Raw genomic sequence first — 25,411 nt, forward strand, 5'->3', positions numbered from 1 at the left:
ACACGAGATCCGTGAAGGGATTCAGTCCATCGGCTCGTAGGTGCGTAGGCGGAGGGAATTGGAGACCACCAGCACCGAGCTCATCGCCATCGCCGCAGCGGCGATCAGGGGGTTCAACAGACCGGCCGCGGCAATCGGGATGGCGGCGACGTTGTAGCCGAAGGCCCAGACCAGGTTCATCTTGATGGTGGAGATGGTCCGACGGCTGAGCTGGATGGCGTCCACCAAGGTCCGCAGGTCATCGCGGACGATGATGATGTCCGCGCTCTTCATGGCGATCTCGGTGCCCTGGCCCATGGCGATCCCCAGGTTCGACGTCGCCAGCGCCGCGGAGTCGTTGATCCCGTCGCCCACCATGGCCACAGTGCGACCCTCGTCGCGCAGCTGCTGCACGGCGGCGGATTTCTGGTCCGGCAGCACCCGGGCGCGCACCTCGTCGATCCCCAGCTGGCCGGCGACGTGGTTGGCCACCAATTCCGAATCACCCGTCAGCAGCACCGTGCGCAGGCCCAGTTCCCGCAGCTTCTCGACGGCGGTCCGGGCGCTCGGCTTGACCTGGTCCGCCATGGTGACCACGCCCAGCAGCCGCCCCTCCAGCCGTACCGCCACCGCGACGGCGCCATTCGCCTCGGCGGAGGCGATGGCGTTGACGGCCCACTCCTCCACGGACTCGTGGGACGCGGGGGGCCCGTCGACGGGCTCGGGGGTCGCGAGGTGAGGCTCGGGCGCAGGTGCCGGGGTGGAGATGGCGTCCAGACGCCCGACGAGGCACTCCCGGCCGTCCACCAGGGCGCGGGCGCCCCAGCCGGGCAGGGCGCGGAAGTTGGTGACCGTCGGCCCTGAGGTGCGGGCCTCGACCGGCACGGCCGTCGTGGTCGAGTTCCCGCGGCTGGTCCCTTCGGCGGGCTCAGATGTTGTGGGGCCAGGCTCGGCCGTCGCAGTCGCGGCAGACTCATGGGACAGGGCGGCCAGGTCCTCGGCCACCGTCACGATGGCGCGGGCGATCGGGTGTTCCGAATTGCGCTCGACGGCGGCGGCGGGGACCAACACGTCGCTGGGGGTCAGCCCGGGGGCGGGCACGACGTCGGTGACCGCCATCCGGCCGGTGGTCAGGGTGCCGGTCTTGTCCAGCACGACCGTGTCGATCTTGCCGGACGACTCCAGGGCGTCCTGTCCCTTGACCAGGATGCCCAGCTGGCCGGCCCGCCCGACACCCACCATCAGGGCCGTCGGCGTCGCCAGACCCAGCGCACACGGGCAGGCGATGATCAGCACGGCCACGCCATTGGCCAGGGCGCGCGCCCCGGACCCCGTCGCCAGGAACCAGGCCAGGCCCACCAGGATGGCCAGCACGATCACCGTCGGCACGAAGTACTGGGTGACCTTGTCCGCCATCTTCTGCACCCGGGACTTGCGTCGCTGGGCCTCGTCGGCGATGGCCGCCATCTGGGCCAGCCGGGTCCGGGCGCCCACGGCCTCGGCCGTCACCACCAGCCGTCCGGTGAGGTTCGTCGTGCCCCCCAGCACCGCCTCGCCCACCGTGGCCTCGACGGGCACGGACTCGCCGGTCATGGCGGAGGTGTCGATGGTGGAGGAGCCGTCGGTGATGCTGCCGTCGGCGACGAAACGCTCCCCGGGCAGCACGACGTAGGAGTCTCCGCGCCGCAGCTGCTCGGCGGGGATCATCTCCACCGAGCCGTCGGGCAGCAGCCGCCGGGCCTGCTTGGCGGCCAGGTTGCCCAGCGCGTGCAGCACCTCTCCGGCGCGGCGTCGAGCCCGGGACTCGAAGTAGCGCCCTGCCAGCTGGAAGGTGACCATGCCGGCCGCGACGTCCAGGTAGACCGCGTCGGCCCCGGCCGGGGTCCGGCCGAAGCCCAGCCAGTAGCCCGCATCGGTGGCCGGGTACTTCAGTGTCCACAGGGCCCACAGGAAGCTCACGGAGGCTCCCAGCGAGATCAGGGTGTCCATGCTGAGTGAGCGATGCTGGATGCCGCGCAAGGTCGCGCGGTGGAAGGGCCAGGCGCACCAGGTGACGATCGGGAGCGCCAGCAGCACGCACACCAGCTGCCAGCCGGGGAAGCGGACGCTGGGCACCAGGGCCAGCTGCAGGGTGAGTGACATCAACGGGATGCTCAACAGCCCCGCGACGCCCATCCGGCGGCGCAGCGACGAGGTGCGCTCGGCCGCGGCCCGCTGGGTCCAGGTGTCGTCCTCGTCGTCGTGCAGCGCGGCGCCGTAGCCGGCCTTCTCCACGGTGGAGATCGCCAGCGCGACGTCGTCGGCCGAGGTCCCGAGCCCCTGCACCAGGGCGCGCTCGGTGGCCAGGTTCACCATGGCGGTGACGCCGTCCAGCTTGTTCAGCTTGCGCTCGATCCGGTTGGCGCAGGCGGCGCAGGTCATGCCGGAGATGTCCAGCTCCAGCTGCTTGTCCGTGCCGGAAGCGCCCTCACGTCGGCTCTGGACGGGTGCGCTCACGGTTCTCCTCCTGCTGTCCACGGCCGGTGCACGGACGTTCCCAACCAGCCTAGTCGCGCTGGGTCGGCTCGCCATCCCAGATGGCGGCCCTGATGTCCGTCTGCGAGAAGTCCTCGCCGACGAACAGCAGGCTCTCCCGGGAGCCCTTGGCGCAGGCATAGGAATAGCAGTCGCCCAGGTTCAAGGCTGCCGGGTGGCGCCCCTTGCCGAAGCGCCGCCACGCCTGGGCGGCCAGCAAGGCCTGCTCCTCGTCGAAGGCCGTGACCTCACAATCCAGGTCCGCCAGCAGCTGGTGCAGGTCGTCGACGGCATCGCGCCCCTGCTTGGCCTCCAGCACGATGGAGGTCTCCACCAGGGTGGCGGCGCTGATGGCCAGCCGATCGGCCTGCTGGATTGCGTCCAGGAGGCGCTCCGCGGTGGGCTCGCCGGTCAGGATGCTGACCAGAGCGGAGGAGTCGATGATCACTGCGGCATCCCGTCCTGGTCCCAGCCGATGATCTCCTCCGCGCTGCGGGCGTCGAGCATTCGACGGGCCCGCCCGCGCTCGATGTAGGCGTGGAGCTCATCAAGCGTGCGGTGTTGCCGCCCCTCCAGCCGGTCCATTCGCTCCTGCATCGCGGTGCGCACGGCGACGGTGATGCTCTCGCCCGTCCGATCCGCGAGCCGGCGCGCCAACTCGTCGGTGCCTGGATCCTTGATGTTGATGGGCATGAGACCAGTCTAGGAAGAAATCATCCTGTTCTGGAAGAATCAGGGATAGGAGGAAGACATGAGGTTGTGGTCGCTGCACCCGTCGCTGCTGGACCGGCAGGGTCTGGTGGCGTTGTGGCGCGAGGGTCTACTGGCCCAGGCGGTATTGGCCGGCCGCACCCGGGGCTACCGGCACCACCCGCAGCTGGAGCGGTTCCGAGAGTGCCCGGAACCGCGCGCGGCGGTGGTCGCCTATCTCCAGGCCGTTGCCGATGAGGCCGACCATCGTGGCCACCACTTCGACCGGACGAGGCTGGATGACCTGCCCGCGTGGGCGGGGCAGCTCATCGTCACCGACGGGCAACTCGCGCACGAGCTGGCGCACCTGCGGGGAAAGCTCCAGACCCGCAATCCGCATCTGCTTGAGTCGTTGCCCCAGGCGGCCCCGCCGCCCCACCCACTCTTCCGGGTGGTGCCGGGCGCCATGGCCCCGTGTGAACGGCCCTGAACCGGCCGGCTGTGGGACAGTGGCCTGATGGAGACCCTGCATGGACGCCTGGAGGGCGTCGCCCCCGAGCGCGCAATGCTGCTCACTCGTGAACTGGCCATCACCGTCGATGAGCTGTGGCGGTGGCTCACCGAGCCCGAGCGGACCCAGCAGTGGTACGGGCCGTGGCGCACCGCCGACGGCAGCACCCCGGCCGTCGGGGACGAGATCCTGGTCACCATGACCGAGGAGGAGGGCGGTGACCAGGAGTCGGCGATGCGGATCGAGGCCTGCGAGCCGCCGTACCGGCTGGCGCTGGTCTCCGCCGCTCCGGCGCCCTTCGACTGGCCGTTGACCCTGACCGTCGAGGCACGGCCCGCCGGGTCGGCGGTCACGCTGCGGCATGACCGGATCCCGGCCGACGTGCCGCTGGCGGACCTGGGTGCCGGCTGGGAGTTCTACCTAGTCCGGTTGGTGGCCGCCATTGAAGGCAGCAAGCCGGTCAGCTTCGAGCACTGCCTGCAGGTCTACGGGCCGCAGTACGCCGCACTGGGGTAGCCCCGGGGCTCACCCTGCTGGTTGGACGGTTGCCCTGCTGGTTGGACGGTTGCCCTGTGATGGTTATTTCGCTCGGAGGGCGACGGTTGGACGCGCAAGGTCATTCGTCGACGAGCAGGGTGACCCGTGGGCGAGCAGGGTGACCCGTGGGCGAGCAGGGTGACCCGTCGGCGAGCAGGGCCACCGGGGACTGGCCGGGTTCAGCCCTGACGGTCCCGCTCGGCCAGCTGGGCCAGCATTTGGTTGTAGGCGTCGTAGGAGTCGTCGGTGCCGGCATCGACGTGCCGGTCAAAACGGGTGGACTCCTTGCGATCCTGCCGCTGCCACTGGGTGAGCAGCGCAATCAGGGCGATCACCAGGGGGAACTCGCCGCCGGCCCAGGCGATGGTGCCACCCACCCACTGGTCGTGCTGCAGGCCGCGGGCCTCCATCCAGGCGTGCCCGAGGCTCTTCAGGAAGGCCTCGCCGTAGAGGGTGGTCTTGGCCATCAGGATCACGCCGAAGAAGGCGTGGAAGGGCATGGCGCCGATGATCAGGCCCAGCTTGCCGATGTGCGGCAGCGGGTGCGGCGGCTGGTCCACCCCGATGATCAGGCCGTAGAAGATGTAGCCGCTGACCAGGAAGTGCAGGTAGAAGAACTGGTGCAGCCAGTGCAGGTGCAGGCTGGCGGTGAACAGGCCCGAGAGGTAGAAGACGTAGTAGGTGCCGGTCATGAAGACCAGCGCGATGATCGGGTTGTACATGAAGGCCAGGTAGCGCGAATGCATGCTGGCGGTCAGCCACTCCCGCAGGCCGGCCGGCTCGGTGCGACGACGGGCCGGGGTGGCCCGCAGCAGCAGGGTGATGAAGCCGCCCAGCACCAAGATCATGGCGCACAACATGTTCAGCGAGAGGTTCAGCAGCATGTGCACGCTGAAGACCGCCGGGGCGTAGCGGCCGATGCCGGAGCTGGTGACGAAGACCACCGTCGCCCAGCCGATGAGCCAGGCCGCGGTCCGGCCGGCCGGCCAGTGGTCGCCACGCTTCTTGAGCTGGGCCACCAGGTAGAGGTAGACGGTGACCGCCACCACCGAGAGCCCCAGGAAGAACAGGTTGATCCGCCAGTTGGTCACCAGGTTCACCAGCGTGGGCCATTCGGCCACTGAGTAGCCCAGCCGCTGCACGTCGGTGGGCAGCGCCTCGCCGGCCGTCGACGGTTGGGTGCGGAAGGCATTGGCAGCGGCGAACTGGCCCAGCAGCCCCACCACCGTCGCGGCCAGGGCTCCGGCCGCGGACGAGGTGAAGGCCAGCCCGGCGATCATGACGGCGGCGCCGGCCCGGGCCAGGTGCCACCGCGCGTCAGTGTCCAGCTGGCCGCCCTGTGCCCACACCGTCGCCAGGTCAGAAACCACCACCACGGCGGCGGCCACCACGGACAGGAAGCGCATTCGGGCGCAGACCAGCTTGCTGCCCGCGTCATCCGCGGTCAGGAACAGGCGGCAGGCCCAGGTGCCGGCCAGGACGGTGAAGGCGACGGCGGCGATCATCCGGGCGTCGCCGGCGACGTCGTGATTGCGGGCGACAAGGTTCTCGGTGGCGGCAATCGGCGCCACCAGGGCGATGGCCTGCAGCGCCAGGGCATAGAGCGCGCTCTCCCAGGCCTTGATGGCGGTGAAGACCACGCTGGCCAGGCCGAGGCCCGCGGCCAGGCACCAGGCCAGGGACTCGCCATGGCCGTAGCCGCGGACATTGGTCAGGTTGGCCATCAGCAGGCAGGCGGCCGCTCCGGCAATCGCGGACAGCCGGGCGAGCGGAAGCAGCCGGCTGCCGTCCAGCCGCAGCCGGTACTTGCCGTCGGCGGGCCGGATGAAGGCGGCGGTGGTCCAGGCGCCCATGGTGACCGCGGAGGCGAGCCAGACCAACAGGTCGACGGCGAACTGGGTGGTGAGTAGCACGGGAGTGGGTCCTTCGTCTGCCCGACACCGATGTACCTCACCGGTCGCGGGGGGGTGTGTCCACGATATGCCGCCACACGCCATGGGTCTAAGTGGCTTGCCGTTGCGTGCTGGGGAAAGTCAGGTGCCGCATTTGGCCTAGTCAAACCGGAACCTCAAGCTCAACCAGAGAGTTGTCCACAGGGTTTTCCACTGCTGGGGATAATTACACGGTCGGAATTCCACAGCTGTGAGTAACTCTGTGGACAAGTCTGGCCTAGTCAATCGGGCTTTGGGGGTGTGGACGCTCATGCACCGCTGTGGATGGCCGGTGGAGTCAAGCCGAGGATGAGCCTCTGGTGGAGAGTTGCGCACACTGTTGCCGCTTCCCTGTGGATAACCCTGTGCGTACCGCCCCTCCCGTCGGGCTCCCTGCCCTTGTTCCGGGTCAGCCGCTGCGGAGGGCGAGCTCGCCCGCCGACTCCCTGCGTAGGCTGGCGCAAAGCTCAGGAGGGACCGCCATGAATCTGATAGCAGGCATTGACGTCGGCACCTCGGCCGTGAAGGTCGTGGTCACCCGGCCGGATGGCACGGTTGTCGCCCGTCGGAGCGTGAGTCACCGCACGGTCAGCGGCCCGGTGCCCGGTGCGGTGGAGCAGGACCCACAAGACTGGTGGCAGGCCACGGCGACGGCGCTGGGTGACACCGGAGTCGCCCACCAGATTGCCGTGCTGGGGATCGGCGGGCAGATGCAGGACCTGGTGCCCGTCACCGACGACGCGGCAGATCGTCGGCCGGTGCGGCCCGCCTTGCTGTACTCGGACCTGCGCGCCACCGAGCAGCACCGGAGGCTGTTGGAAGCCCTGCCTGACTGGACTGAGGAGACCGGCAATGAGCAGGACGCCTCCAACGTCGCGGCCAAGATCGCCTGGCTGGCCGACCATGAGCCAGACTCCTTGGGCAACGCCGACCACCTGCTGCTCAGCGCCGGTGGCTACCTGGCCTGGCGGGCCGGCGGTGACCCCGCCTGTGACGTGCTGACCGCCTCCACCACCGGCCTGCTGGATGTGCGCACCCGGCGTTGGGCCGACGACGTCGTGGCGGCCGCCGGCGCCGATCCGGGGTCGCTGCCCCGGCTGGTGGGCCAGCAGGCCGGCGACGGCCTGGTGGGCGAGGTCAGCGAAGCCGCGGCCGCGGAACTCGGCGTGCGCGCCGGCACCCCACTGGTGCTGGGCCTGGGCGATGCCGGTGCCGCCACCGACGGGCTGATCGGCAGCGAACCGGGGGAGGCCTACCTCAGTCTGGGAACCACCGGCTGGCTGGCGGCGGTCACCCCGGCCGATGGCGGGCCGCCGTCGCCCATCCACCGGTTGGTGATGCCGGGCTGGAAGACCCGGCTGCGGATCGGCGCGGTGCAGTCCGCTGGCCAGACCGCCGCCTGGGCACTGCAGAACTTCCTGCCGGGCAAGGGCTTCGCCGAGGCAGACCGGCTGGTTTCGGGGCGGCTGGAGGAACTGGCCGCCCGGCCCCTGTGCCTGCCCGGACTGTCCGGCGAGCGAGCGCCCGTACGCGACGCCAGGTTCCGGGGCGCCTTCGTCGGGGCGGGGGAGAACACCCGGGCGGAGGACTTCTACCTTGCCGCCCTCACCGGCGTCGCGCTGGCCCTGCGGCACGTGGCCGACCAGCTGGGGATCCGGCAGCGGCGGGTGGGGCTGGTGGGTGGCGGTGGTACCAGCCCGGTCTGGCGGCAGATCTGCGCCGACGTCTTCGACGCCACCATCGTCACCGGCAGTGACACCGACGCCACCTGCTGGTCGGCAGCCCGGAGCGCGGCCGCGGCCAGCGGCCTGGATCACCGGCTGGAACCCCTGCTGCACCGCGACGAGGACGTGACTGAGACCGCGCCCTCCCGGGCGGCGACGAGCTACCAACGTCTGGTCCCGGTGCACCGGGACCTCTATGACGCTCTGGCGCCCACCTTCCACGGGTTGGCAGGCTGAGCGGCCGCCCGGGTCGGGCGAGCCCCCCGAAGCGTCCCTGGACCGGGCGACCACGGGGCGGTGGTGACCCCGAGTGTCTCCCGGTGATGGGGTTGCCCACTCCACCGGATTCTACCTCTGGGGTAGAATCTCGTCATGGCGACGATGAACATCAAGGACCCGCGGGTCCATGAGCTGGCCCGGGAGCTGGCCGAGCTGCGCCGCACCAGCGCGACCGCCGCCGTGCGACAGGCTCTGGAGGATGCCCTCCGGGAGGAGAATCGGCGGCGCGCGGATCGGGTGGGGGCGCTACGGGCACTGCAGCTGCGGGCCGCGGCCATCCCCGAATGGCTTGAGGAACAGGATCTCTATGACGAGACGGGGCTGCCCCGATGATCGTCGACACCTCGGCCGCGGTGGCCATCCTGCGTCGCGAGCCGGACACCGAAGCCCTGGAGGAGACACTTCTGGGTGCGGCCAGGCTCCGGATGTCGGCGGCATCCGTTCTGGAACTGGCCATGGTGACGGGCGACGACGCCCTGGTGGATGACTTCCTACGGCAACTGGGGATCGAGGTCCTGGCCGTGGATGCCGAGCACCTGCGCTGGGCCCGGCACGCGCATTCGCACTACGGCCGACGGTCCGGTTCGCCGGCGCGGTTGAACTACGGCGACTGCCTGGCCTATGGCGCCGCCAAGGCCACCGGGGAGCCCCTGCTGTTCAAGGGCGAGGACTTCGGTCACACGGATGTGGCCAGGGCCAACCCGGCCTCCGGCTGAGCTCAGCGGTTGGCCAGCCGGGCGAACAGCACCGCCGGCGTGACCCGGTGGAAGTCCGGGATCCGGAGCAGTTGGTCGTCGAACCGGTCCAGCGCACCGACCACGACGGTGGTGGCGCCGCTGGCCATCCCGGAGCGGATGCCGGCGTCGGAATCCTCCAGCACCACGCAGTCGGCAATCTCGACGCCGAGCCGCTCGGCCGCCAACAGATAGGGCTGCGGATCCGGCTTGCCACGGGTGATGTCCTCGCTGAAGACACAGGCGTCGGGCAGCGGGATACCGGCCACCCCGAGCCGATTCGTGGCCAGCTCCCGGTTGGCGGAGGTGACCAGGGCCCAGGTATCGCGGGGCAGCGCCGCGATGAAGTCCACCGCGCCGGGCATGGCGGTGATGCCCTCGGTGACGTGGGTTTCGTGGGCGACGATCCGGTCATTCTCCCGCTGGGCCAGCCCCGGGTCGGCCAGGAAGTGATGGGTGGTGTCCGTCGAGGGGCGGCCGTGGGCGTAGGCAATCACCTCCGCGGGATCCAGGCCGTGCCGGGCGCAGAAATCGGTCCAGGTCTGCTCCACCACGGCGGTGGAATCCACCAGGGTGCCGTCCATGTCGATCAGCAGCGGGCGGGGCGTGGGCGGTGTGGTCATGGCCCCAGTCTGCCGGACGACGATCCCGGGGCATCACCGACGTCGGGTGGGCCCGGCCGCGTGGTCTAGGGTCACAGTCATGAGTGAGGATGGCCGCGAGCAGCAACGCGCCCTGTACGGCGAGCCCATTGCCGACATCACCGCTCGGGTCCAGGAATCGCTCGGCCTGTCGCAGCGACGGGTGGCCGCCGTGCTGGGCCTGTCCGCGCCGATGCTCTCGCTGTTGGTGGCCGGTACCCGGGTGAAGATCGGCAACCCCGCCGCGGTGCAGCGCTTGGGTGCCCTGGCCGAGCTGGTCGGCATCGCCGACGGGCTGAGCGCCGAAGAGCTGGAGCAACGCCTGGTGGGCATCGCCGACACCCATCCCACCCTGACTAACACCGGAATGACAGACCCGGCCGCCCTGCTGGCCGCCAGCGCCGATGCCGCAGAGCTCGAGCGGCTGGCCGGCCTCACCACGGCCCCGGCCCTGGCAACGCTGCTGCGTCGTGCCGCCCGCCACCATGGGTGAGCTGTTTGCCGGGCGCTATGAGCTGCTCGACCTGCTGGACAGTGGCGGCATGGGTGCCGTGTGGCGCATCGTGGACACCCACCGGGGCGAGGTGCTGGCGGCCAAGGTGCTGCGCTCGTCGCAGTCGGTGGACCTGCTGCGTTTCATGCGGGAACAGTCGGTGCGTATCCACCACCCGCATGTGCTGGTGCCGCTCGGCTGGGCCGGCACCGATGACCGGGTGCTGTTCACGATGCCCCTGGTGCGCGGTGGGTCGGCCCAGACCCTGGTGGGTGACTTCGGCGCCCTGCCCTCGCTGCTGGTGGCCGAACTGCTGCGGCAACTGTTGGCCGCCCTGGACGCGGTGCACGCCGCCGGTTTCGTGCACCGCGACGTCAAGCCCGCCAACCTGTTGCTGGATCCAACGGGCGGTGGACGCCCGCACCTCTACCTGTCCGACTTCGGCCTGGCCCGACGCACCGACGACCCGCCGCTGACCACCGTCGGGGCCGTTCCGGGGACCCCCGGCTACCTCGCGCCCGAGGTCCTGGCCGGGCAGGAACCCACGCCGGCCGCCGACCTGTTCGCCGTCGGCCAGGTGGGGCTGACCCTGGCGACGGGGCTTGACCCGCGCAAGCGCGTGGCTGCCGTCGGCCCGCGCACCGGCCTGACCGAGTTGGACGACGCGCTCGAATGGTTGGTGGCCGCCGACCCGGAGGACCGCGCGACGGCCGCGCAGGCCGCCGAGCTGCTCGCCAGCCCAGGGCTGCAGTGGCGGCCCGAGGCGATCGGGGAGGTGGTGGTGCTGGACCAGGTGGGTGACCGACCCCTCCCGGGCGCCCCGGCCACCACCGTGCGCGAACCCCCGGCGTCCCCAACGGCCGTCGAGCACTCCGCGAAGCCCCAGTTGGGTGCCCGGCGCACCAGCGACCTGGTGGTGGGCCTGGCGGTGCTCGCAGCCGTGGCGGGTGGACTGGCGCTCTGGCAACCCTGGCGGGGATCGGGTGAGGTGCCCCCGCCACCGCCCACCACGTCCGCCGCTTCCTCGCGGGCGACGACTGCCAGCAGTGCCCCGGCCAGCAGCACGCCCGCCTCGAACGCTCCCGCCTCGAGCATCCCCGCCTCGAGCGTCCCCGCGTCGAGCGCACCGACGATCACCGCGAGCACACCGGCGGCGGGACGGGTGACGGTGCGGCCCGTGGTGGTGCGGGCGGGTCAGCCCTGTGAGGCCAGCAGTCTGGGCGAGCACACCGCCACCACCGACGGCCTGCCGGTCACCTGCACCCGGCAGGGCGATGGCAGCACCGTCTGGCAGGCCGACTGACCCACCCAGGCCCGCGGCCCGCGCGGGCTTGGCGCACCATGACCCGGCTCAGCGTCGGCGGCGAACCAGATAGGCGCCGCCACCGGCCAGTGCGGCGAGTACCAGCATGGCCCCACCGATGGCCTTGGGGTCGCCCTTGCTGCCGTCGTCGGTCGGCTGGGTCGGTTCCTGGCTGGCCGTCTGGGACGACGTGTCTTCGGGGGTGCTCGACGCGCTGGCCTCCGGTGTGTCCGACGGCGTGTGGCTGGCGTCGGAGGCCGTGGGGCGGGGCCCGGTGGCCGGCGGCTCGGCCGCCTCACCGTCGACGGCGATGCTGAAGCGCACCGGGATGTCGGTGCCGTCGAACTGCGCCGAACGCGGTGAGCGCTCCACCGAGACCGCCACGTAGTAGTCGCCGGCCAGCGCGAAACCGCGCCCCCCGCCGGAGGGGGCGGGGGTGTCCCAACGATTGCGGTAGTTCACGGCGGGAGTCACGGCGACGGGCCGGTAGAACTTCGACGGCTGCCCGTTGGCTTCGATGACCAGCCGGTTGTCGAAGCCCGGGGTAAAGGGCGTCCCGTCGGGCGCAAAGGTGGTCTGACGGATGGTCAGGACGTCCAGATTGGTCATCTCCTGGAACTGCGGCCGCCCCAGCACGTCGATGCCGTCCAGCGCGTGGCGCAGTGACTGGCCGTAGGCCACCGGAACCTTGAAGTAGACGGTCTCGCCCGGCACCACATTGGTCTGGTAGGTGCCCGGCTGCACCGGCGTCGCATTGCTGAATCCGGCGCCGCCATCGACCTTGACGGGCGTGCCCTTGGCGGGCGACGGCTTGGAATTGCGCTCGGGCAGCTCCTTGGCGCCGTCGGGCAGCGAGGCCAGGTCAAGCGGCGACGCCTCCTCGGCCACCCGGATCTCGATGGGGATCTGGCCGAACTTGACGGCCGGATAGGTGAGCTCGGCGTACATCTCGGTGGCCTCGGCGCAGGCCTTCGACTCCTCCGTCGGGAATTGTGCCTTCGGGTCCTGGGGGTCTGCATAGGCCTGCCCGGTCAGCGTCATGGCCACCCCGGATTCCAGCCAGGTACTGGTCGTCATGCTGCACACGGCCCCAGTTGGCAGCAGCATCCGCGTGGTCATCTTCGGGGCATCAATCGACTCGTAGGCATTGGAGAGCATGGGTGGGCGGCCCAGCACGCTGAAGCGCATCGATGAGCCCGGAATCGTGCGCTGCAGGCGGTAGTGGCGCTTGACGGTGGCGCTCGGGCTGGTCGGCATCCGGTCCACGTACTGCCCGGGTGCCACCAGCGGCGCCTCCTGGGGCGCGGCCGTGCCGGTGACGGGCTTGCCACTCAGCGTGAAGGATCGGGCGGCCCGGGTGGACAGCTTGGACAGCGACGACTGCAGGGCGCCGGCGTCCTTCGCGTCGTAGTAACTGCCGTTGGAGGCCTGGGCGATGCACTGCAGCTGCCGACGTGCCGTCTGGTTGACCGCGAACCCGACGGTGTCCACCTGCAGGTCGATCCCCAGGCCGACCAGCTTCTTCACCTCGGCGCACGGGTCGGCGGAACAGGACTCCTCGCCATCGGAGACCAGGATGATGTGGCGCTTGCCGTCGGTGCCCAGATCCTTGGCGGCCTGCCCCAGGGAATAGGCGATCGGGGTGTCACCGACGGCCTTGAAGGAGCCGATCGCCTTGACCAGGCCGGGCTTGTCCACCGCGGCGACGGGGTGCACCAGCTGGGTGTCGGTGCAGGACTGCTTGGTGGGCTTGGGGGTGTTGACCGTGGCGCCGTAGACCCGCAGGCCCACCTGGCTCTGCTCGGGGATGGAGCCGACGGTGGCCGTCAGCGCCTTCTTGGCTGCCTCGATCTTGGTCAGGCCCGACGGGTCCTTCTGGTTCATCGAGCCCGACGCGTCCAGCATCAGCAGGATCTTGGCGTCCTTGGCATCCGTGGCGTCATCGGCGTGCGCCAGCACCGGTGTCGCGAGCAGCCCGGCGGTGGCGAGCGCCGCGAGGGTCGTGACCTTGACCATGGGAACCTTCATCCTTGTCTCCTTTCACCGGGTGAACCGCCCGCCTGATGTTTACTATCGTAAACACTCGGGGGTCAGGTCAAGGGTTCCGGACAGAAGATCTGAAAAGCTCCGCCGCGGGGGCGGCTGCCGCGGCAGCCGGGTTCGGGTCCCGGCCGGGGTCAGGTCAGCGCGGGAAAGGGCTCGGCCAGCAGGTCCTTGGTGACCTCGGCGTGGCCCAGGTGCTGGCAGATCTCCTCGAAGACGTGCAGTAGCACGCCGTGGCAGCTGACCAGCCAGTCGTCGTCCTTGTCCGCGGGGCGATTGGCCGGCTTGGAGTGCCCGTTCACGGCCAGCACGTCGGTCTCGAAGAGCTGGCGCACCATCGCGGCCTGCGCCAGCAGTTCGGCAATCGAGCCGGTGGCCGCAAACTCGGCCTCCCGGTCCCGGTCCACCTCCACCCCGCGGTTCACGGTGCAGCTCCAGTAGCGCATCATCCCGAGCACATGGGTGCCGATCGCGAACAGGGAATTGGCGCCCTCGACGTCGGGCTTGCGGTTCACCAGCGCGTCGTCGCTCTGGCCAATCAGGTCGAAGAGCTGGTCGAACTTGCTGAGCGTGAACTCCAGCAGAAGCCGGTCGGTGCTCATGGGATCACTCCTGGGGCATCGGAAAGGGGCGGGCAGAACGTTTCGAGGGCAGCGTATGCGCTGGGAGTGCCAGGACGACAGCCGGCCCGCCAGCCAGTGGACACCGGCCCCGGGGATCCACGGCCACATCACCCAGAGGTCAGACCTGTCGAATTGCTGGTGGCGACGCCGTCATGGTATGGGGCCGGGAGGCCGTCGCCCCTCGGGCTCAGCCGCGACGGGCGGCCCGTAGCCGCAGGGTGTAGGCCTTGGAGGCCTCGCCGCAGACCTGGCGCAGCACGGGAGCCTGGGTCCGCGGGTTGAACCGGTTTACGGGCCCGGAGACGCACAGGGCCGCCACCGCGGCGCCCGACGGCGAGGTCACCGCGCAGCCGACGCTGTCCAGGCCAACCATGAGCTCCTCCCGGCTGTAGGCGATGCCCTCCATCCGGATCCGTTCCAGCTCCGCGCGCAGCCGCACCGGGCTGGTCACGGTGTGCGGGGTGAGGGCCGTCAGCTCCCCGGCCAGCACCTGGTTGGCCAGCAGCGGGTCGTGCGCCAACATCACCTTTCCGGCGGCGGAGCAGTAGGCAGGCAGCCGGGCGCCGATCCGGGTGGGCATCGCGACGTACTGCAGCCCGTGCAGCTTGTTCAGGAAGACCACATTCGGCCCGTCCAGCACGGCCAGGTGCACCGTCTGACGGGTCCGCTCGTACAGGTGGGCCAGGAAGGGCGTCAGGCTGTCCCGGACCAGGTCCACCTCGGGCATCGGCATCGGACTGGCCAGGTCCTGCAGGGCCGGACCCAGGCGGTAGTTGCTGGCATCGCGCTCCACGGCGCCATTGCGTTCCAGCATGCCCAGCAGGCGGAAGGCGGTGGACTTGCTGAGCCTGGCGCGGCGGGCCAGCTCGCTCACGCCGACGCCAACCGTGGGGTCGCCATCGAAGGCGGCGAGCAGGGCAAATGCCTTGTCCACCGCGGTTCGCGAGTCGCGCGACTTGTTGGCGTCGCCGGAAGTGCTCCCAAGGCCCGTGGGCATCGTTTCCTTTCCTTGCCAAGCATCAGTGCTCGCAGCGAGCAAGACTACCCGCTACGGACCTGATTCTTGAATCCCTGAGTCTCAAGAACACCGGGACCCACCCTCGGGCGCGCCCCCCCCCTACTCGCCCGACGGCTGCTCCTCGTCGTCCAGCGACTGGTCCATGTCCAGTGCCGGAAGGGCGGTGCGCGGGTAGGCCACGGCCTTGGCCGGCACGCCCGCAACCGTGGTGTGCGGCGGGACGTCGTGCAGCACGACGGAGCCGGAGCCGATCTTGGCCCCCTCGCCCACCCGGATGTTGCCCAGCACCTTGGCGCCGGCGCCGATCATCACGCCGCGCCCGATCTTGGGATGCCGATCGCCACCCACCTTGCCGGTGCCGCCCAGGGTCACCTCGTGCAGCATCGAGAAGTCGTCCTCGACGACGGCCGTCTCACCGATCACGACGCTGGTGGCGTGGTCGAACATCAGGCCCTTGCCCAGCCGGGCGCCGGGGTGGATGTCCACGGCGAAGGCCTCGGAGATCCGGCTCTGCATGAACAGGGCCAGCGCCTTGCGGTCCTGCTCCCAGTAGTGGTGGGAGACCCGGTGGGCCTGGATGGCGTGGAAGCCCTTGAAGTAGAGCAGCGGCTGGGAGTAGCCGCGGCAGGCCGGGTCCCGGGTGACGATGGCCTGCAGGTCCGCCAGAACCGCCTGCTGGATCTCCTCACTGCCGGCGAAAACGGGCTGCAGCAGGTCCCGCAGGGTCAGGGCGGTCACGGTCTGGCTGGCCAGCTTGGCGGCCAGCAGGTAGCTGAGGGAGTCGGCCAAGGTCTCGTGGCCCAGGATCACCGTGTTCAGGAAACCGGCCAGGGCGGGCTCGGCCACGGCATCCGATTCGGCCTCCTCCCGGATCCGGTCCCAGACCTGGGGGTCGTCCACCGGGGTGCAGTAGTGGGGAGTCGTGCCCTCGGGCGCCGGGTTGGGCCTGCGAATCATTTCCTCATCCTTCGTCGGGGACAGCTCGTGGCTCGGACGCTCCTCGGAGGAGACGGCCTTCACGCTACGTCGGGTGCAACGCCGCTGCCCCAATGGGCATTCCCATGAGACGGGTGGAATGCTGGAGGGCATGGCCGAGGAGATGGTGACCCTCTACGACGACCAGGCGCGCCCGGTGGGGCAGGCGCCGCGCTCCGTGATGCGACGGGAGAACCTGCGCCACGGGGGTACCGGGATCCTGGTCACCAATTCCGCGGGGCAGGTCTACGTTCACCGTCGGACCGCGCTGAAGGACGTCTACCCCGGCTACTACGACTTTGCGGCCGGAGGCGTGATTGCGGCCGGTGAGGAGCCCGACGACTGCGCCCGACGGGAGCTGGCCGAGGAGTTGGGGGTCGCCGGCGTCGAGCTGGAATCCCTTGGTGAGTACGACTTTGTCGACGAGCGGCTGAACCTGCACGCCTGGCTCTACCGGGTGCGCTGGGATGGACCGATCACCCATCAGGCCAGCGAGGTGGCCTGGGGCGGCTGGCTGGACGTGGAGCGGCTGGAGGAGATGATTGCCGACCCGGACATCGACGTGATGCCCGACGCGGTGGCCCTGTGGCGCCAGGTGGGGATCCTCGGCTGAGTTGGTGGCCACGGTGGCCGAGCGTGCTGAAGGTTGTGGTGGGCACCGGGGATGGTGTATCCGGTGATGACCACGCTGGCGGAGTGTGGCGAGGGTGGTGGGTGCCGGGTGGCCAGGTGGCCGAGCCGGTTGAGGCCCGTGTCTGCCGGCTCCGTGTCACCTACCATGGCGGCCATGAGCCAGGACCCACATCAGCCCCAGGATCCGAACCGGCCCCAGGCCCCGCATCAGGTGAACAATCCCTACCCGGCGCAGCAGGCACCGGATCCCCATGGAACCCGGCAGCAGTGGGGGCAGCCCAACCAGCCCTACCCGTCGGGGACCCAGCAGCAGTGGGCCGAGCCGCAGACCCAGGCCTGGGGGCAGATGCCGCCGCAGGGCCCGGGCCAGAACCTGCCCGTCGGCTACGGCCAGCCCGGTGGTCTGGTGCCCACCACCCCGCCGCCGGTGAAGAGCAAGACCAAGGTGGTCTTCGGTTGGATCCTGCTGGTCTGGACCATCCTCGGGGTGCTCAGCCTGATGAGCCGGATGGGTCAGGGAACGGTCACGCTGATCCATCCCAATGATGTGGCGCGTTCCGTTGGCTCGCTGCTGGGCCTGATCCTGTTCAACGTGCTCCCCGGCTGGGGAGCCTGGGCGCTGCTCACCTCGCACCGTCGGAAGATGGAGAAGTGGCAGCGTGCCCAGGGGATCGGCCCCGGGATGGGCTGGCGGCAGCCGGGTCAGTGAGCGGCCCCGCCACTCAGGCCAGCACGCCCAGGTAGCGCTCGTCGCGCACCCCGGTTTCCGGGCTTGCCAGCGCCAGGGCCAGCCGCATCATCGCCTGGGAGAGCAGGGCCTCCGGGTCCTCGTCGGAGCCGACGGGCAGCAGCAGCCGGACGGTGATCTCGGTGTCCAGGGCGCTGGAGCCGTGCCGCGCCATTGAGCGCTGCCCGGCCAGTAGCCAGCTGCTCCCGGCCGGCAGTTCGCTCGCGTCGGTGGGGAAGGCCAGCAGCTCGTCGACGGTGAAGTCCGCGCTCGCCAAGCGCGGATCGGCGGTGACCGGGAGCGGGCCGGCCAGGGCGATCCGCTCGGCGGGCAGGGTACGGGCGGTGAAGACCAGGCTCATGGCCCCATTGTGGCAAGCCTGCGCTCACGTGACCTTGCGGTGAGGCTCCGAGCCAAGGGATTGCGGAATCAACCGGTCCACCCTGGCGGCCCGAAGAGCTGGACAGGCGTCCTGTGGAACTTTGTGTGGTGACTGCACGACCCAAAGTTCCTCAGGACATGCGTCCAATGCGCCGCTCAGGCCTGCGGGTCCAGCTCCGACCCGATCAGGTCCGCCCGCTGCCCATCCACCCCGGGCGCATTGAGCGCCGCCAACCCCGCCTGGGAGAAGCTCAAGAAGTAGGTGGCCGCCCGGCCTGCCAGACAGCCGACCAGCCGAGTCATGGCATTCCGGGGAATCTGCGGGCCCGCTGGGCGGCGGAAAGACCTGGACGGGCGTCCCGTGGAACTTCTGGTGTTGACTTCGCGACCCAAAGTTCCACAGGACACGTGCCCAACAAGTCCGGCGGGCCAGCACTCGGGGGTTGCTGAACAATGCTGTTCAGAGCGAGCCCGTGTTGAATCGCCGCACCCGGGACATGGTGGTTCAGCAGTCTCCCAGGGGCCGGCGAGGATCCGGTGCCCGAGGCGCCGGCGATGGCGCGGTTGAATGGGGGCATGACCGCACAGTTGGTGGCCGTGCTGGGGCGCGGCGTTCTTTCCCCGGACGAACCCGCCGTCTTTGCCGATGATCTGGGGTTCACAAGGGGCGACGGGTGCTTCGACTCCGCCCGCGTGGTCTGCGATGCCGACGGGGCCCGGGTGGTGAACCTGGCCGAGCACCTGGACCGGCTGGGGCACTCGGCCGCGGCGCTGGACCTGGCCTGCCCGTCCCGATCCGAATGGGAGGCGTTGGTGGCCCAGGCGCTGGCGGCCTGGTGGGAGCCGGGGGAGGCCACCCTCAAGCTGGTGCTGACCCGGGGCCGGGAATGGGCGCCGGAGCAGGCTGGTGCGGCCCTGCTGACCATCCGCGCGCGGCCGGCCGCGACGGTGCGACAGTCTGCCTCCGGGGAGGAGATCACGCGGGGGCTGCGGGCCGTGATCCTGACCAGCGGCCGCCCGTCGGATGCCTTCCGCGACGCCCCGTGGCTGCTCGGCGGCGTGAAGACCCTCAGCTATGTGGTGAACGCGGCGGCGGCTCGGGAGGCTCGGCGGCGGGGCGCCGATGACGCCATCTTCGTCAGCACCGACGGCTATGCCCTGGACGGGCCGACGTCGGGCCTGGTGGTGGCCTCCGGTGGGGTGCTGCGCACGGCGCCCACCGGCGACACCGGGATCCTGGCGTCGGTGACGGTGCAGCAGATCCTGGCCTCGGCGCGGGCCGACGGAATGGTGGCGCGGGAGGAACTGGTGCCGGTGCCGGATCTGTTCACCGCCGACGGGGTCTGGCTGGTCAGTTCCAGCCGCGGGCCGTCCCCTGTGGTGGAGCTCGACGGCCGGCCGCTGGCGGTGGACCCGGAACTGGTGGCCCGGGTGACCCGGTACGCGGGCTTCTGAGCCGCCTGGGTGACCGTGAAGGGCCTCGACGGGCTGGTCCGCCGTGGCCCCCGCCCCTGGCTCAGCGGTAACCCGGCCAGGCGGCCCCGGCGTCGGGACGTAGCGGTTGCACGTCCACCACCCGCACCGTCGGGCCGTCAAGCCGGAAACGCACATCCAAGCCGGCGAAGGGCAGCCCGAAGACCCGCCCCGGGTCATCCAGGAAGCGGGGCCGCGGGTCGTGCGCCAGCACACCCAGCAGGGCCTCCCGGCGGTCCGTGGGTACCCGCTGGAGCAGTTCCTCGGGGAAGTCGACGCTGAACCACGCCTCCGGATGGGTCTCGATGAAACCGCTGGTCGCGTCGGGGTGCATGTCGTAGGGGATGTAGGGCTTGACGTCCAGCACCGGCGTGCCGTCCACCAGGTCAGCGCCGCCCACCACCAGCACCGGCGCGTCCTGTCCATCGGTCTCGACGGACAGCAGCCGCACCGAGCTGAGCCCGATCGGATTCGGGCGGAAGGGGGAGCGGGTGGCGAAGACCCCCAGCCGGTCCTGTCCGCCGAGCCGCGGCGGGCGCACCGTCGGGGACCAGTCGCGTCCGGAGACCGATTTGTCGAACTCCCAGACCAGCCACAGATGGCTGAACCCGTCGATCCCGCGTACCGCATCAAGCGAACGGAACTCAGGCTCGAAGACCACCCGGGCCAGCAGGTCGGGCACCAGGCCGGACTGCCGCGGCACCCCGAACTTCGACGGGAAGTCCGTGTGGACCCGGGCGATGGTGCGGTACGGCGGACGTTCGGTCATGGAGCTCACCGTAGGGCACGGGTCGTGGGCCGGCGGTGACAGGGCGGGCACGGGGTCTCGGTCATCCAGCCTTGTCCACGCCCCGGCCGCAGGGTGTATGCGGGGGCCTGTCCGCGCTGTCGGCGGAGTCGCCGACGGGTGTCGTGTGCCGCCAACCCGGACGGCTAGTTGTACTGACCGGGGACGTTGATCAATCGTGAGAAGGGCGGCTGGTTCCCGCATGCCGTGTGGGGACGGTGCTGGTTGTAGTAGTGCAACCAACCATCCAGCTCGCCCCGGCGCTCCGTCTCGGAGGTGTAGCAGCGGGCGTAGGCGCAGCCATCGGCCAGCGTGCGGTGGAACCGTTCGATCTTCCCGTTGGTCTGCGGCCGGTACGGCCTCGTACGCTTGTGCTTGATGCCCAGCTCGGCGCAGGTGTCGCGCCACAGGTGTGAGCGGTAGGCGCCGCCGTTGTCGGACAGGACCCGCTCGACGGTGACACTGCGGGCCTTGAACCACTCGACGGCCCGGACCAGGACAGCGGTCGCGGTGAGGGCGGTTTCGTCGTCGTGGATCTCGGCGTAGGCGACGCGGGAGTGGTCGTCGATGACGGTGTGGACGTAGGCCTTGCCCATCAACGGGTCCCGGTACTTGTTCCGGGGCTTGTCGGGGGTGGCGGCTCGGTTCTTCTCGCCTTGTTGGCGTCCGACGTAGCGCCAGCCGCCGCCGTCGGGGATGTTGCCGAGCTTCTTCACGTCGACGTGGAGCATCGCGCCGGGATGGTCGTGTTCGTAGCGGCGGACCGGTTCGCCGGTGGCACGGTCCACGTGGGTGAGTCGGTTGAGGCGAACGTCGGCCAGGATGCGGTGGACGGTCGACGGAGCGATGCCGAGCCGGCAGGCCAACTGCACCGGCCCTTCGCGCAGGCGAAGGCGAAGGCTCACACAGCGCTTGACGATCTTGGCGCTGGTCTTGTTCGGCGAGGTCTTTGGTCGTGAGGACCGGTCTTCCATCGACTCGCCGGCGCGGTAGCGGTCAACCCACCGCTTCACGGTAGGCCAGGCCACCTGGAACCGGGCAGCGACCTCGCTGATGGGCCAGCCGTGGTCGACGACGAGCTGGGCGACTTTGAGTCGGTGGCGAGGGGTGAGGGCGGCGTTGGCGTGGGACATGAAGAGGCCTTCCTGGGGGCATGCGCCGCCCAGGAAGGCCAGATGCCGCCGCGGGCGGCGGGATTGTGTGAGTCAGGGCTCATCGAGATGTGCACGAACTCGTGAGCCGTGGCACATGACGGTGCCGAGGGGAGCTTCGCCGTTTCAGGCTCCCGGGTAGGAGTCGAGGTTCCAGCAGTGGCCATCGAAGTCCGCAACACATGCGTTGCGCCCTCCGTGGGGGGCGTCGTTGGGTTTGGTGACGGTGGTCGCGCCGTGTTCCAGGGCCGTGGCGAAGAGGCTGTCGACGTCCTCATCGGTGGCGACCACCAAGTTGCAGATCCCCGGTCCGTAATGCGGGTCATCGTCCCGAGCAGAGCCGAGCATGATGCCCCCGTTGTCGCGCCAGGCAAGTTGCGCATGGGCCACCAAGGTCGAATCATCAGGATCCCGCACGATCATGGCGGTGGTGAAGCCGATGGATTGGAGGAAGTCGATGCCTCGATCGGCATCGGTGTAGCGCAGGCAGTGGAAGAGCTGTGGTGTAGTCATGGCTCCAGCCTCACCCGGGAAGCGTGTCAGTGTCTTGAAGCAATGGGAAATCGGCCTTCGTCTGGCGCAACGTCCACCCGGTCATCGACTTCCATTCCCGGGACAGGTGCGCTTGGTCGCTGTAGCCGGCCATGGCCGCGACGTCTGAGAGCTGGGCACCACTCTGGACGAGGTCTTTGGCGTGGTTGAAGCGAGCGATGCGCGCCACCTGTTTGGGCGAAAGACCTGTCTCCAGATCGAACAGGCTAGAGAGACGCCGCCTGGACAGGCCAACATCCTGAGCCAGGTCGGAAATGGGGATCGCACCCCCGGCCCGATGAATCCGCGAGAGTGCCTCGACCATGTCTGCCCGCGGTGTATGGGAATGCTGGTCGAGCCTCTTGGTGAGGAATGCCGCCAAGAGGTGGAACCGTCGTGGCCACGTTGACTGCCGCAGTTGGTCGAGCAGGTGCCTGGGCCACGGGAGATCGTTCACATCAATCATCGAGCCGGCCAGCTCTCCGGCCGGTAGCCCCAGAAGCCGACGGGTCGAGAGCGGGTGGATCGACAGCTCGAGGCCCCGCTGGTGTCCCCTTGACTGGATCAGGGCCGGAGTGGTGTGCAGGCCGGAGACCAGTACGTCCAGGCGTTGACGTGCGCCGCCATGCAACCAGCCACAGTCGATCGGCTCTGCGAGGGACAGCACCACCGTAACGCCCATCGAGGGAACCCCGTGGTGGGCGGTGTCGCTACTGGCGAAGTCGTACCCCACCCAGGAAAGGAGATGGGGGCGCAACCCTTGCGGGATGGCTGGTTGCCAGACGGGCATGCACCCACCCTAGGCAAACTCTGGCCCAGAAACAGAGACTTGCCTGACGACCACTGTGCTGTCGCTACACGACCGCCACTCCCGCAGCGGCTCGATTAACGTCTCCGGTCAGTACAGCTAGTACAGCTAGACGGTATGGGTGACCCCGATCAGGGGTGAGGCTTTGGCAGGCCGGGGCCTCGCCGCGCAACGATTCGTGGGTTGCCGGACAGGGGCGGCGCGAAGACTGCCGTTCCGATCTGATGCGAGCCAGGCATCGGTTGTCGAAACTCTTGCTGCGCCACGGGATCGTCTACTCGGGCGGTCAGGCCTGGGTCGGCGCCCACGACGCCTGGCTGAGACGACAGCGCTTCGACTCGCCGCTGGTCCAGGCCGCCTTCGACGAGGCCTACGACTCCGTGGTCACGATCACGGCGCGCCGTGATCGTCTCGATGAACGCATCGAAGCCATGGCGGTGAACAGCCAGTACACCGACGTGGTGCGCCGGCTCGGTTGCCTGCGGGGCATCTCGACCCTGACTGGGTTCGGGTTGGCGGTCGAGATCAGCGACTGGACCCGGTTCACCGGCAACTCGATCGGCTCGTTCGTCGGCCTGATCCCCTCGGAGAGCTCTTCCGGCCAGTCCCGCTCGCTCGGGCCGATCACCAAGACCGGCAACAGTCACGCGCGCCGACTCCTGGTTGAGGCCGCCTGGCATCACCAGCACCGCTACGTCCCCGGCAAGACGATCCGCGACCGCTGGGACCTCGCCTCCCCGGCCGCCCGGGCCCGCGGAGACCTGGGCAACCGACGGTTGAACCACCGCTGGAACCAGTTCAAAGCCCGCAAGAAGCGACCCATCGTCGCCAACGCCGCGATCGCCCGCGAACTCGCCGGCTGGTGCTGGTCGCTCGCGGTCCTCGAGGACTGAACTCGAGGCCACAAACTTGGCCCGAGGACCGGCAGGCGAAGAGGTGACGCAGCGACCGGAACGACCCGCGATACAACTATGAGCAGCCGCCCTGACCGGCGGCGACGCTCGACGCTAGACACGCGTGACGTTCCGAGCCGAAAGCACCGTCCTGCGGTAACCAACCCGCGAATATCAGACTGACATCGCCGTCGACAGACACGCGAAAACCCTCGTCAACACCACTTCGGGCCAACACAAGGAGAGGCGCCACCCGGCATCCAGCCCGGTGGCGCCTCATCCTGCCCTCTTGACAGGAACCACACCCATATCAGTTGTCCGTAGGGCGCCAGATGGGCCGGGGCCCGGCCTTGGTCAGCGGTTCCTCCCAGGGCAGCTTGCCGGACTTCACGGCGGCCACCACCTCGGCATGGTCCTTCTCCGTCTGGTCCGCGTAGGCCTTGGCCCAGCGCTGGAAGGCCTCGGTCACCGGCACCTTCTTGCCCAGGTAGCCGGAGATCACCGACGCGCCGGAGGTGCGGGCGTGGCCCTTGGCCAGCAGGTGACCGGTGATCCCCGCGTAGTCCGCCAGGGCCCGCGGCGTCATGGACTCCAGCGGGACGCCGCCCTTCATGTTGCGGTACTGGCGCACGTAGTACTGGTGCTCACCGGCGCTGGCCCAGCCCAGCAAGGGGTCGGAGACGGTCTGCAGCTGCTGCTGGTACTCGACGACGCGCTGCCCCTGGTGGTTGTGCCAGGCCCGTTCGCCGTGCACATAGGGTGCCAGCACGGAGCGCTGCGCCTGCTTGAGCTGCAGGAAGAGCACGTCATCTTCCCGCGAGCCCACCAACAGTGCCACCCAGGAACGCATCCCCACCGAGCCGACGCCCACCACCTTGTGGGCAATGTCCACCAAGGAATAACCGCCCACGATCCGTCGCCACTGCGGCGTCAGGGTGTGCAGGTAGTCGTCCAGCGCCTCCACCAGCTGGGCCCGGGTCTGGTCGTCGGGATGGGTGACCAGCGGCGGCGCGTCGACGATCTCGGTGGCGGCGGTGGCCCCACCGGCCAGCTTGGGCAGCATCCGGTCATCGGTGCGCTTGCGGGCGGCGCGGGCGGCGCGTTGGATCTCCTCCCGCAGGGTCTCGTCGGTGGACGTCTCGTGCAGCGCGTCCAGGTCCAGGTGGTTGAAGGCCCGCCACAGCAACGGCTGCTTGGACAGGAAGCTGACCTCCTCCCGGTAGGACTGCACGCAGTTGTGCACCGCCTCCGCACACTGCTCCTCGGTGGCGCCATTGTCCCGGCCCAGCACATGGATCGATGCGGTGAGCCGCCGCAGGTCCCACTCCCAGGCGCCGGTGTGCGCCTCGTCGAAGTCATTCAGGTCGATCACCTGGTTGCCCTCGGGCGAGCGGTAGAAACCGATGTTGCCGATGTGCGCGTCGCCGCAGGCGGTGGTGTGCACCCCGGTGGAGGGCAGGTTGGCAACGTCGTGGGCCATCATCTGGGCGCTGCCGCGCAGCAGTCCGAAGGGGGAGGCCGCCATCCGGCCCACCCGCAGGGCGAAGAGCCAGGGCAGCCGGCCCTCATGGGTTCGTCGGATCAGCTCGACGACGTCTGGCCGGTCCGACGTCGGCTGCCAGAATCCCAGGCTGTGGTGCGGGGTGTGGTGGCGCAGCGACTTGCCGCGGGCCACCCGCTGGGCGCGGTCGGAGGCGGGGATGCTGAACGAGGAGAAGGCGTCGCCGCCCTTGTCCTGGGCGTTGGGGGGTGGGGTCATGTGCGGGGCTCCTTTGGCGTCCGGCTCACAAGGGATGCTACGGGAAAGCGTCGGGCAGACGTGCCCCGGCTGCCCCGTGCCTGGTCGGGCCCACTGGCTGCCCCGTGCCGGGTCCGGCCCACCGGCAGCTCAGTGCGTGAGGCCCGGGGGGGTGTCCCTATGTTCCTCGTCAAGCGGCGAGGGGCATGAGTGGGGGTTCCGGTGCCGGGGCGGGTGCCCGGTAGGGCTCCCGGTTCTTGAGCATGGCGAACAGGACATCACAGCGGCGGCGGG

27 protein-coding genes are annotated in these 25,411 nt (G+C 69.8%); 11 read left to right on the top strand and 16 right to left on the bottom strand.

Features of this window, described 5'->3' with window-relative positions; translation table 11 throughout:
* Window positions 1-21: 21 nt before the first annotated feature.
* The 3 genes from AAEX60_RS13885 to AAEX60_RS13895 are packed head-to-tail and all read right to left on the bottom strand — an operon-like array spanning window position 22 to window position 3,186.
* Window positions 22-2,475 carry a heavy metal translocating P-type ATPase gene (locus AAEX60_RS13885; RefSeq protein ID WP_342104159.1) on the bottom strand — a complete coding sequence of 818 codons (2,454 nt, stop codon included), beginning with the start codon at window positions 2,473-2,475 and terminating at the stop codon, window positions 22-24.
* A 49-nt stretch (window positions 2,476-2,524) separates the two neighbouring features.
* On the bottom strand, window positions 2,525-2,941 hold the full coding sequence (locus AAEX60_RS13890; protein ID WP_342104160.1) for a type II toxin-antitoxin system VapC family toxin: 417 nt from the start codon (window positions 2,939-2,941) through the stop codon (window positions 2,525-2,527).
* Window positions 2,938-3,186 (bottom strand): type II toxin-antitoxin system VapB family antitoxin, encoded by a 249-nt coding sequence (locus AAEX60_RS13895; protein ID WP_342104161.1) that lies wholly within the window; start codon window positions 3,184-3,186, stop codon window positions 2,938-2,940. Before AAEX60_RS13895 ends, AAEX60_RS13890 begins: the two co-directional genes overlap by 4 nt.
* A 58-nt stretch (window positions 3,187-3,244) precedes the next feature.
* On the opposite strand from AAEX60_RS13895, the gene AAEX60_RS13900 reads away from it, so the two are divergent.
* On the top strand, window positions 3,245-3,673 hold the full coding sequence (locus AAEX60_RS13900; protein ID WP_342104162.1) for a pyrimidine dimer DNA glycosylase/endonuclease V: 429 nt from the start codon (window positions 3,245-3,247) through the stop codon (window positions 3,671-3,673).
* A 27-nt stretch (window positions 3,674-3,700) separates the two neighbouring features.
* On the top strand, window positions 3,701-4,210 hold the full coding sequence (locus AAEX60_RS13905; RefSeq protein WP_342104163.1) for an SRPBCC domain-containing protein: 510 nt from the start codon (window positions 3,701-3,703) through the stop codon (window positions 4,208-4,210).
* Between the two features lie 200 nt (window positions 4,211-4,410).
* Here the strand turns inward: AAEX60_RS13905 and AAEX60_RS13910 are convergent, their stop codons facing one another.
* Entirely contained in the window at window positions 4,411-6,144 is a 1,734-nt protein-coding gene (locus AAEX60_RS13910; protein ID WP_342104164.1) for a cytochrome c oxidase assembly protein, read from the bottom strand.
* Window positions 6,145-6,644: 500 nt separating this feature from the next.
* Here AAEX60_RS13910 and AAEX60_RS13915 point away from each other — a divergent pair, with 500 nt between their 5' ends.
* The 3 genes from AAEX60_RS13915 to AAEX60_RS13925 all read left to right on the top strand — a co-directional run bounded on the left by AAEX60_RS13915 (window position 6,645) and on the right by AAEX60_RS13925 (window position 8,881).
* Entirely contained in the window at window positions 6,645-8,123 is a 1,479-nt protein-coding gene (locus AAEX60_RS13915; RefSeq protein ID WP_342104165.1) for an FGGY family carbohydrate kinase, read from the top strand.
* A gap of 135 nt (window positions 8,124-8,258) precedes the next feature.
* A complete protein-coding gene (locus tag AAEX60_RS13920) occupies window positions 8,259-8,498 on the top strand; it encodes a type II toxin-antitoxin system VapB family antitoxin (RefSeq protein ID WP_342104166.1) in 240 nt (79 codons plus the stop codon).
* Window positions 8,495-8,881, top strand: a complete 387-nt coding sequence (locus AAEX60_RS13925; protein WP_342104167.1) for a type II toxin-antitoxin system VapC family toxin — start codon at window positions 8,495-8,497, stop codon at window positions 8,879-8,881. Before AAEX60_RS13920 ends, AAEX60_RS13925 begins: the two co-directional genes overlap by 4 nt.
* 2 nt (window positions 8,882-8,883) lie before the next feature.
* Here the strand turns inward: AAEX60_RS13925 and AAEX60_RS13930 are convergent, their stop codons facing one another.
* Window positions 8,884-9,522, bottom strand: a complete 639-nt coding sequence (locus AAEX60_RS13930; RefSeq protein WP_342104168.1) for an HAD-IA family hydrolase — start codon at window positions 9,520-9,522, stop codon at window positions 8,884-8,886.
* A 79-nt stretch (window positions 9,523-9,601) separates the two neighbouring features.
* Between AAEX60_RS13930 and AAEX60_RS13935 the strand changes: the two genes are divergently transcribed.
* Window positions 9,602-10,033: a DNA-binding protein gene (locus AAEX60_RS13935; RefSeq protein ID WP_342104169.1), complete on the top strand. Its 432-nt coding sequence runs from the start codon at window positions 9,602-9,604 to the stop codon at window positions 10,031-10,033.
* Window positions 10,011-11,336 (top strand): serine/threonine-protein kinase, encoded by a 1,326-nt coding sequence (locus tag AAEX60_RS13940; protein ID WP_342104170.1) that lies wholly within the window; start codon window positions 10,011-10,013, stop codon window positions 11,334-11,336. The genes AAEX60_RS13935 and AAEX60_RS13940 overlap by 23 nt, the downstream gene beginning before the upstream one ends.
* A 48-nt stretch (window positions 11,337-11,384) precedes the next feature.
* Here AAEX60_RS13940 and AAEX60_RS13945 read toward each other — a convergent pair whose 3' ends face one another.
* From AAEX60_RS13945 to cysE, 4 genes are all read right to left on the bottom strand, one after another.
* Window positions 11,385-13,364, bottom strand: a complete 1,980-nt coding sequence (locus AAEX60_RS13945) for a vWA domain-containing protein (protein ID WP_342104171.1) — start codon at window positions 13,362-13,364, stop codon at window positions 11,385-11,387.
* A 149-nt stretch (window positions 13,365-13,513) separates the two neighbouring features.
* A complete protein-coding gene (locus AAEX60_RS13950) occupies window positions 13,514-13,981 on the bottom strand; it encodes a mycothiol transferase (RefSeq protein ID WP_342104172.1) in 468 nt (155 codons plus the stop codon).
* A 208-nt stretch (window positions 13,982-14,189) separates the two neighbouring features.
* Window positions 14,190-14,999: an IclR family transcriptional regulator gene (locus AAEX60_RS13955; protein WP_342104173.1), complete on the bottom strand. Its 810-nt coding sequence runs from the start codon at window positions 14,997-14,999 to the stop codon at window positions 14,190-14,192.
* A 120-nt stretch (window positions 15,000-15,119) separates the two neighbouring features.
* On the bottom strand, window positions 15,120-15,977 hold the full coding sequence (gene cysE / locus AAEX60_RS13960; protein WP_342104174.1) for a serine O-acetyltransferase: 858 nt from the start codon (window positions 15,975-15,977) through the stop codon (window positions 15,120-15,122).
* Window positions 15,978-16,107: 130 nt separating this feature from the next.
* On the opposite strand from cysE, the gene AAEX60_RS13965 reads away from it, so the two are divergent.
* Window positions 16,108-16,608: an NUDIX domain-containing protein gene (locus tag AAEX60_RS13965; RefSeq protein ID WP_342104175.1), complete on the top strand. Its 501-nt coding sequence runs from the start codon at window positions 16,108-16,110 to the stop codon at window positions 16,606-16,608.
* Between the two features lie 174 nt (window positions 16,609-16,782).
* Window positions 16,783-17,337, top strand: a complete 555-nt coding sequence (locus AAEX60_RS13970) for a hypothetical protein (RefSeq protein ID WP_342104176.1) — start codon at window positions 16,783-16,785, stop codon at window positions 17,335-17,337.
* Between the two features lie 13 nt (window positions 17,338-17,350).
* Here the strand turns inward: AAEX60_RS13970 and AAEX60_RS13975 are convergent, their stop codons facing one another.
* Together AAEX60_RS13975 and AAEX60_RS13980 are read right to left on the bottom strand one after the other, a co-directional pair.
* Window positions 17,351-17,716, bottom strand: coding sequence for a hypothetical protein (locus tag AAEX60_RS13975; RefSeq protein WP_342104177.1), 366 nt, complete (start codon window positions 17,714-17,716; stop codon window positions 17,351-17,353).
* Between the two features lie 176 nt (window positions 17,717-17,892).
* Entirely contained in the window at window positions 17,893-18,039 is a 147-nt protein-coding gene (locus AAEX60_RS13980; RefSeq protein ID WP_342104178.1) for a hypothetical protein, read from the bottom strand.
* Between the two features lie 273 nt (window positions 18,040-18,312).
* Here AAEX60_RS13980 and AAEX60_RS13985 point away from each other — a divergent pair, with 273 nt between their 5' ends.
* Window positions 18,313-19,191, top strand: coding sequence for an aminodeoxychorismate lyase (locus AAEX60_RS13985; RefSeq protein ID WP_342104179.1), 879 nt, complete (start codon window positions 18,313-18,315; stop codon window positions 19,189-19,191).
* A 61-nt stretch (window positions 19,192-19,252) separates the two neighbouring features.
* Here AAEX60_RS13985 and tsaA read toward each other — a convergent pair whose 3' ends face one another.
* The 4 genes from tsaA to AAEX60_RS14005 all read right to left on the bottom strand — a co-directional run bounded on the left by tsaA (window position 19,253) and on the right by AAEX60_RS14005 (window position 22,468).
* Window positions 19,253-19,978 carry a tRNA (N6-threonylcarbamoyladenosine(37)-N6)-methyltransferase TrmO gene (tsaA, locus tag AAEX60_RS13990; protein WP_342104180.1) on the bottom strand — a complete coding sequence of 242 codons (726 nt, stop codon included), beginning with the start codon at window positions 19,976-19,978 and terminating at the stop codon, window positions 19,253-19,255.
* Window positions 19,979-20,142: 164 nt separating this feature from the next.
* Window positions 20,143-21,129, bottom strand: coding sequence for an IS481 family transposase (locus tag AAEX60_RS13995; RefSeq protein WP_342104181.1), 987 nt, complete (start codon window positions 21,127-21,129; stop codon window positions 20,143-20,145).
* 144 nt (window positions 21,130-21,273) lie between these two features.
* Window positions 21,274-21,660: a VOC family protein gene (locus tag AAEX60_RS14000; protein ID WP_342104182.1), complete on the bottom strand. Its 387-nt coding sequence runs from the start codon at window positions 21,658-21,660 to the stop codon at window positions 21,274-21,276.
* 10 nt (window positions 21,661-21,670) lie between these two features.
* Entirely contained in the window at window positions 21,671-22,468 is a 798-nt protein-coding gene (locus AAEX60_RS14005) for a helix-turn-helix domain-containing protein (protein ID WP_342104183.1), read from the bottom strand.
* 155 nt (window positions 22,469-22,623) lie between these two features.
* Here AAEX60_RS14005 and AAEX60_RS14010 point away from each other — a divergent pair, with 155 nt between their 5' ends.
* On the top strand, window positions 22,624-23,379 hold the full coding sequence (locus AAEX60_RS14010; protein WP_342104184.1) for a transposase: 756 nt from the start codon (window positions 22,624-22,626) through the stop codon (window positions 23,377-23,379).
* Window positions 23,380-23,689: 310 nt separating this feature from the next.
* On the opposite strand, the gene AAEX60_RS14015 is transcribed toward AAEX60_RS14010, so the two are convergent.
* Window positions 23,690-25,138 (bottom strand): DUF2252 domain-containing protein, encoded by a 1,449-nt coding sequence (locus AAEX60_RS14015; RefSeq protein ID WP_342104185.1) that lies wholly within the window; start codon window positions 25,136-25,138, stop codon window positions 23,690-23,692.
* Window positions 25,139-25,411: the final 273 nt, after the last annotated feature.

Origin of the sequence: Luteococcus sp. H101, from assembly GCF_038433155.1 — a bacterium.
Classification (GTDB): domain Bacteria; phylum Actinomycetota; class Actinomycetes; order Propionibacteriales; family Propionibacteriaceae; genus Luteococcus.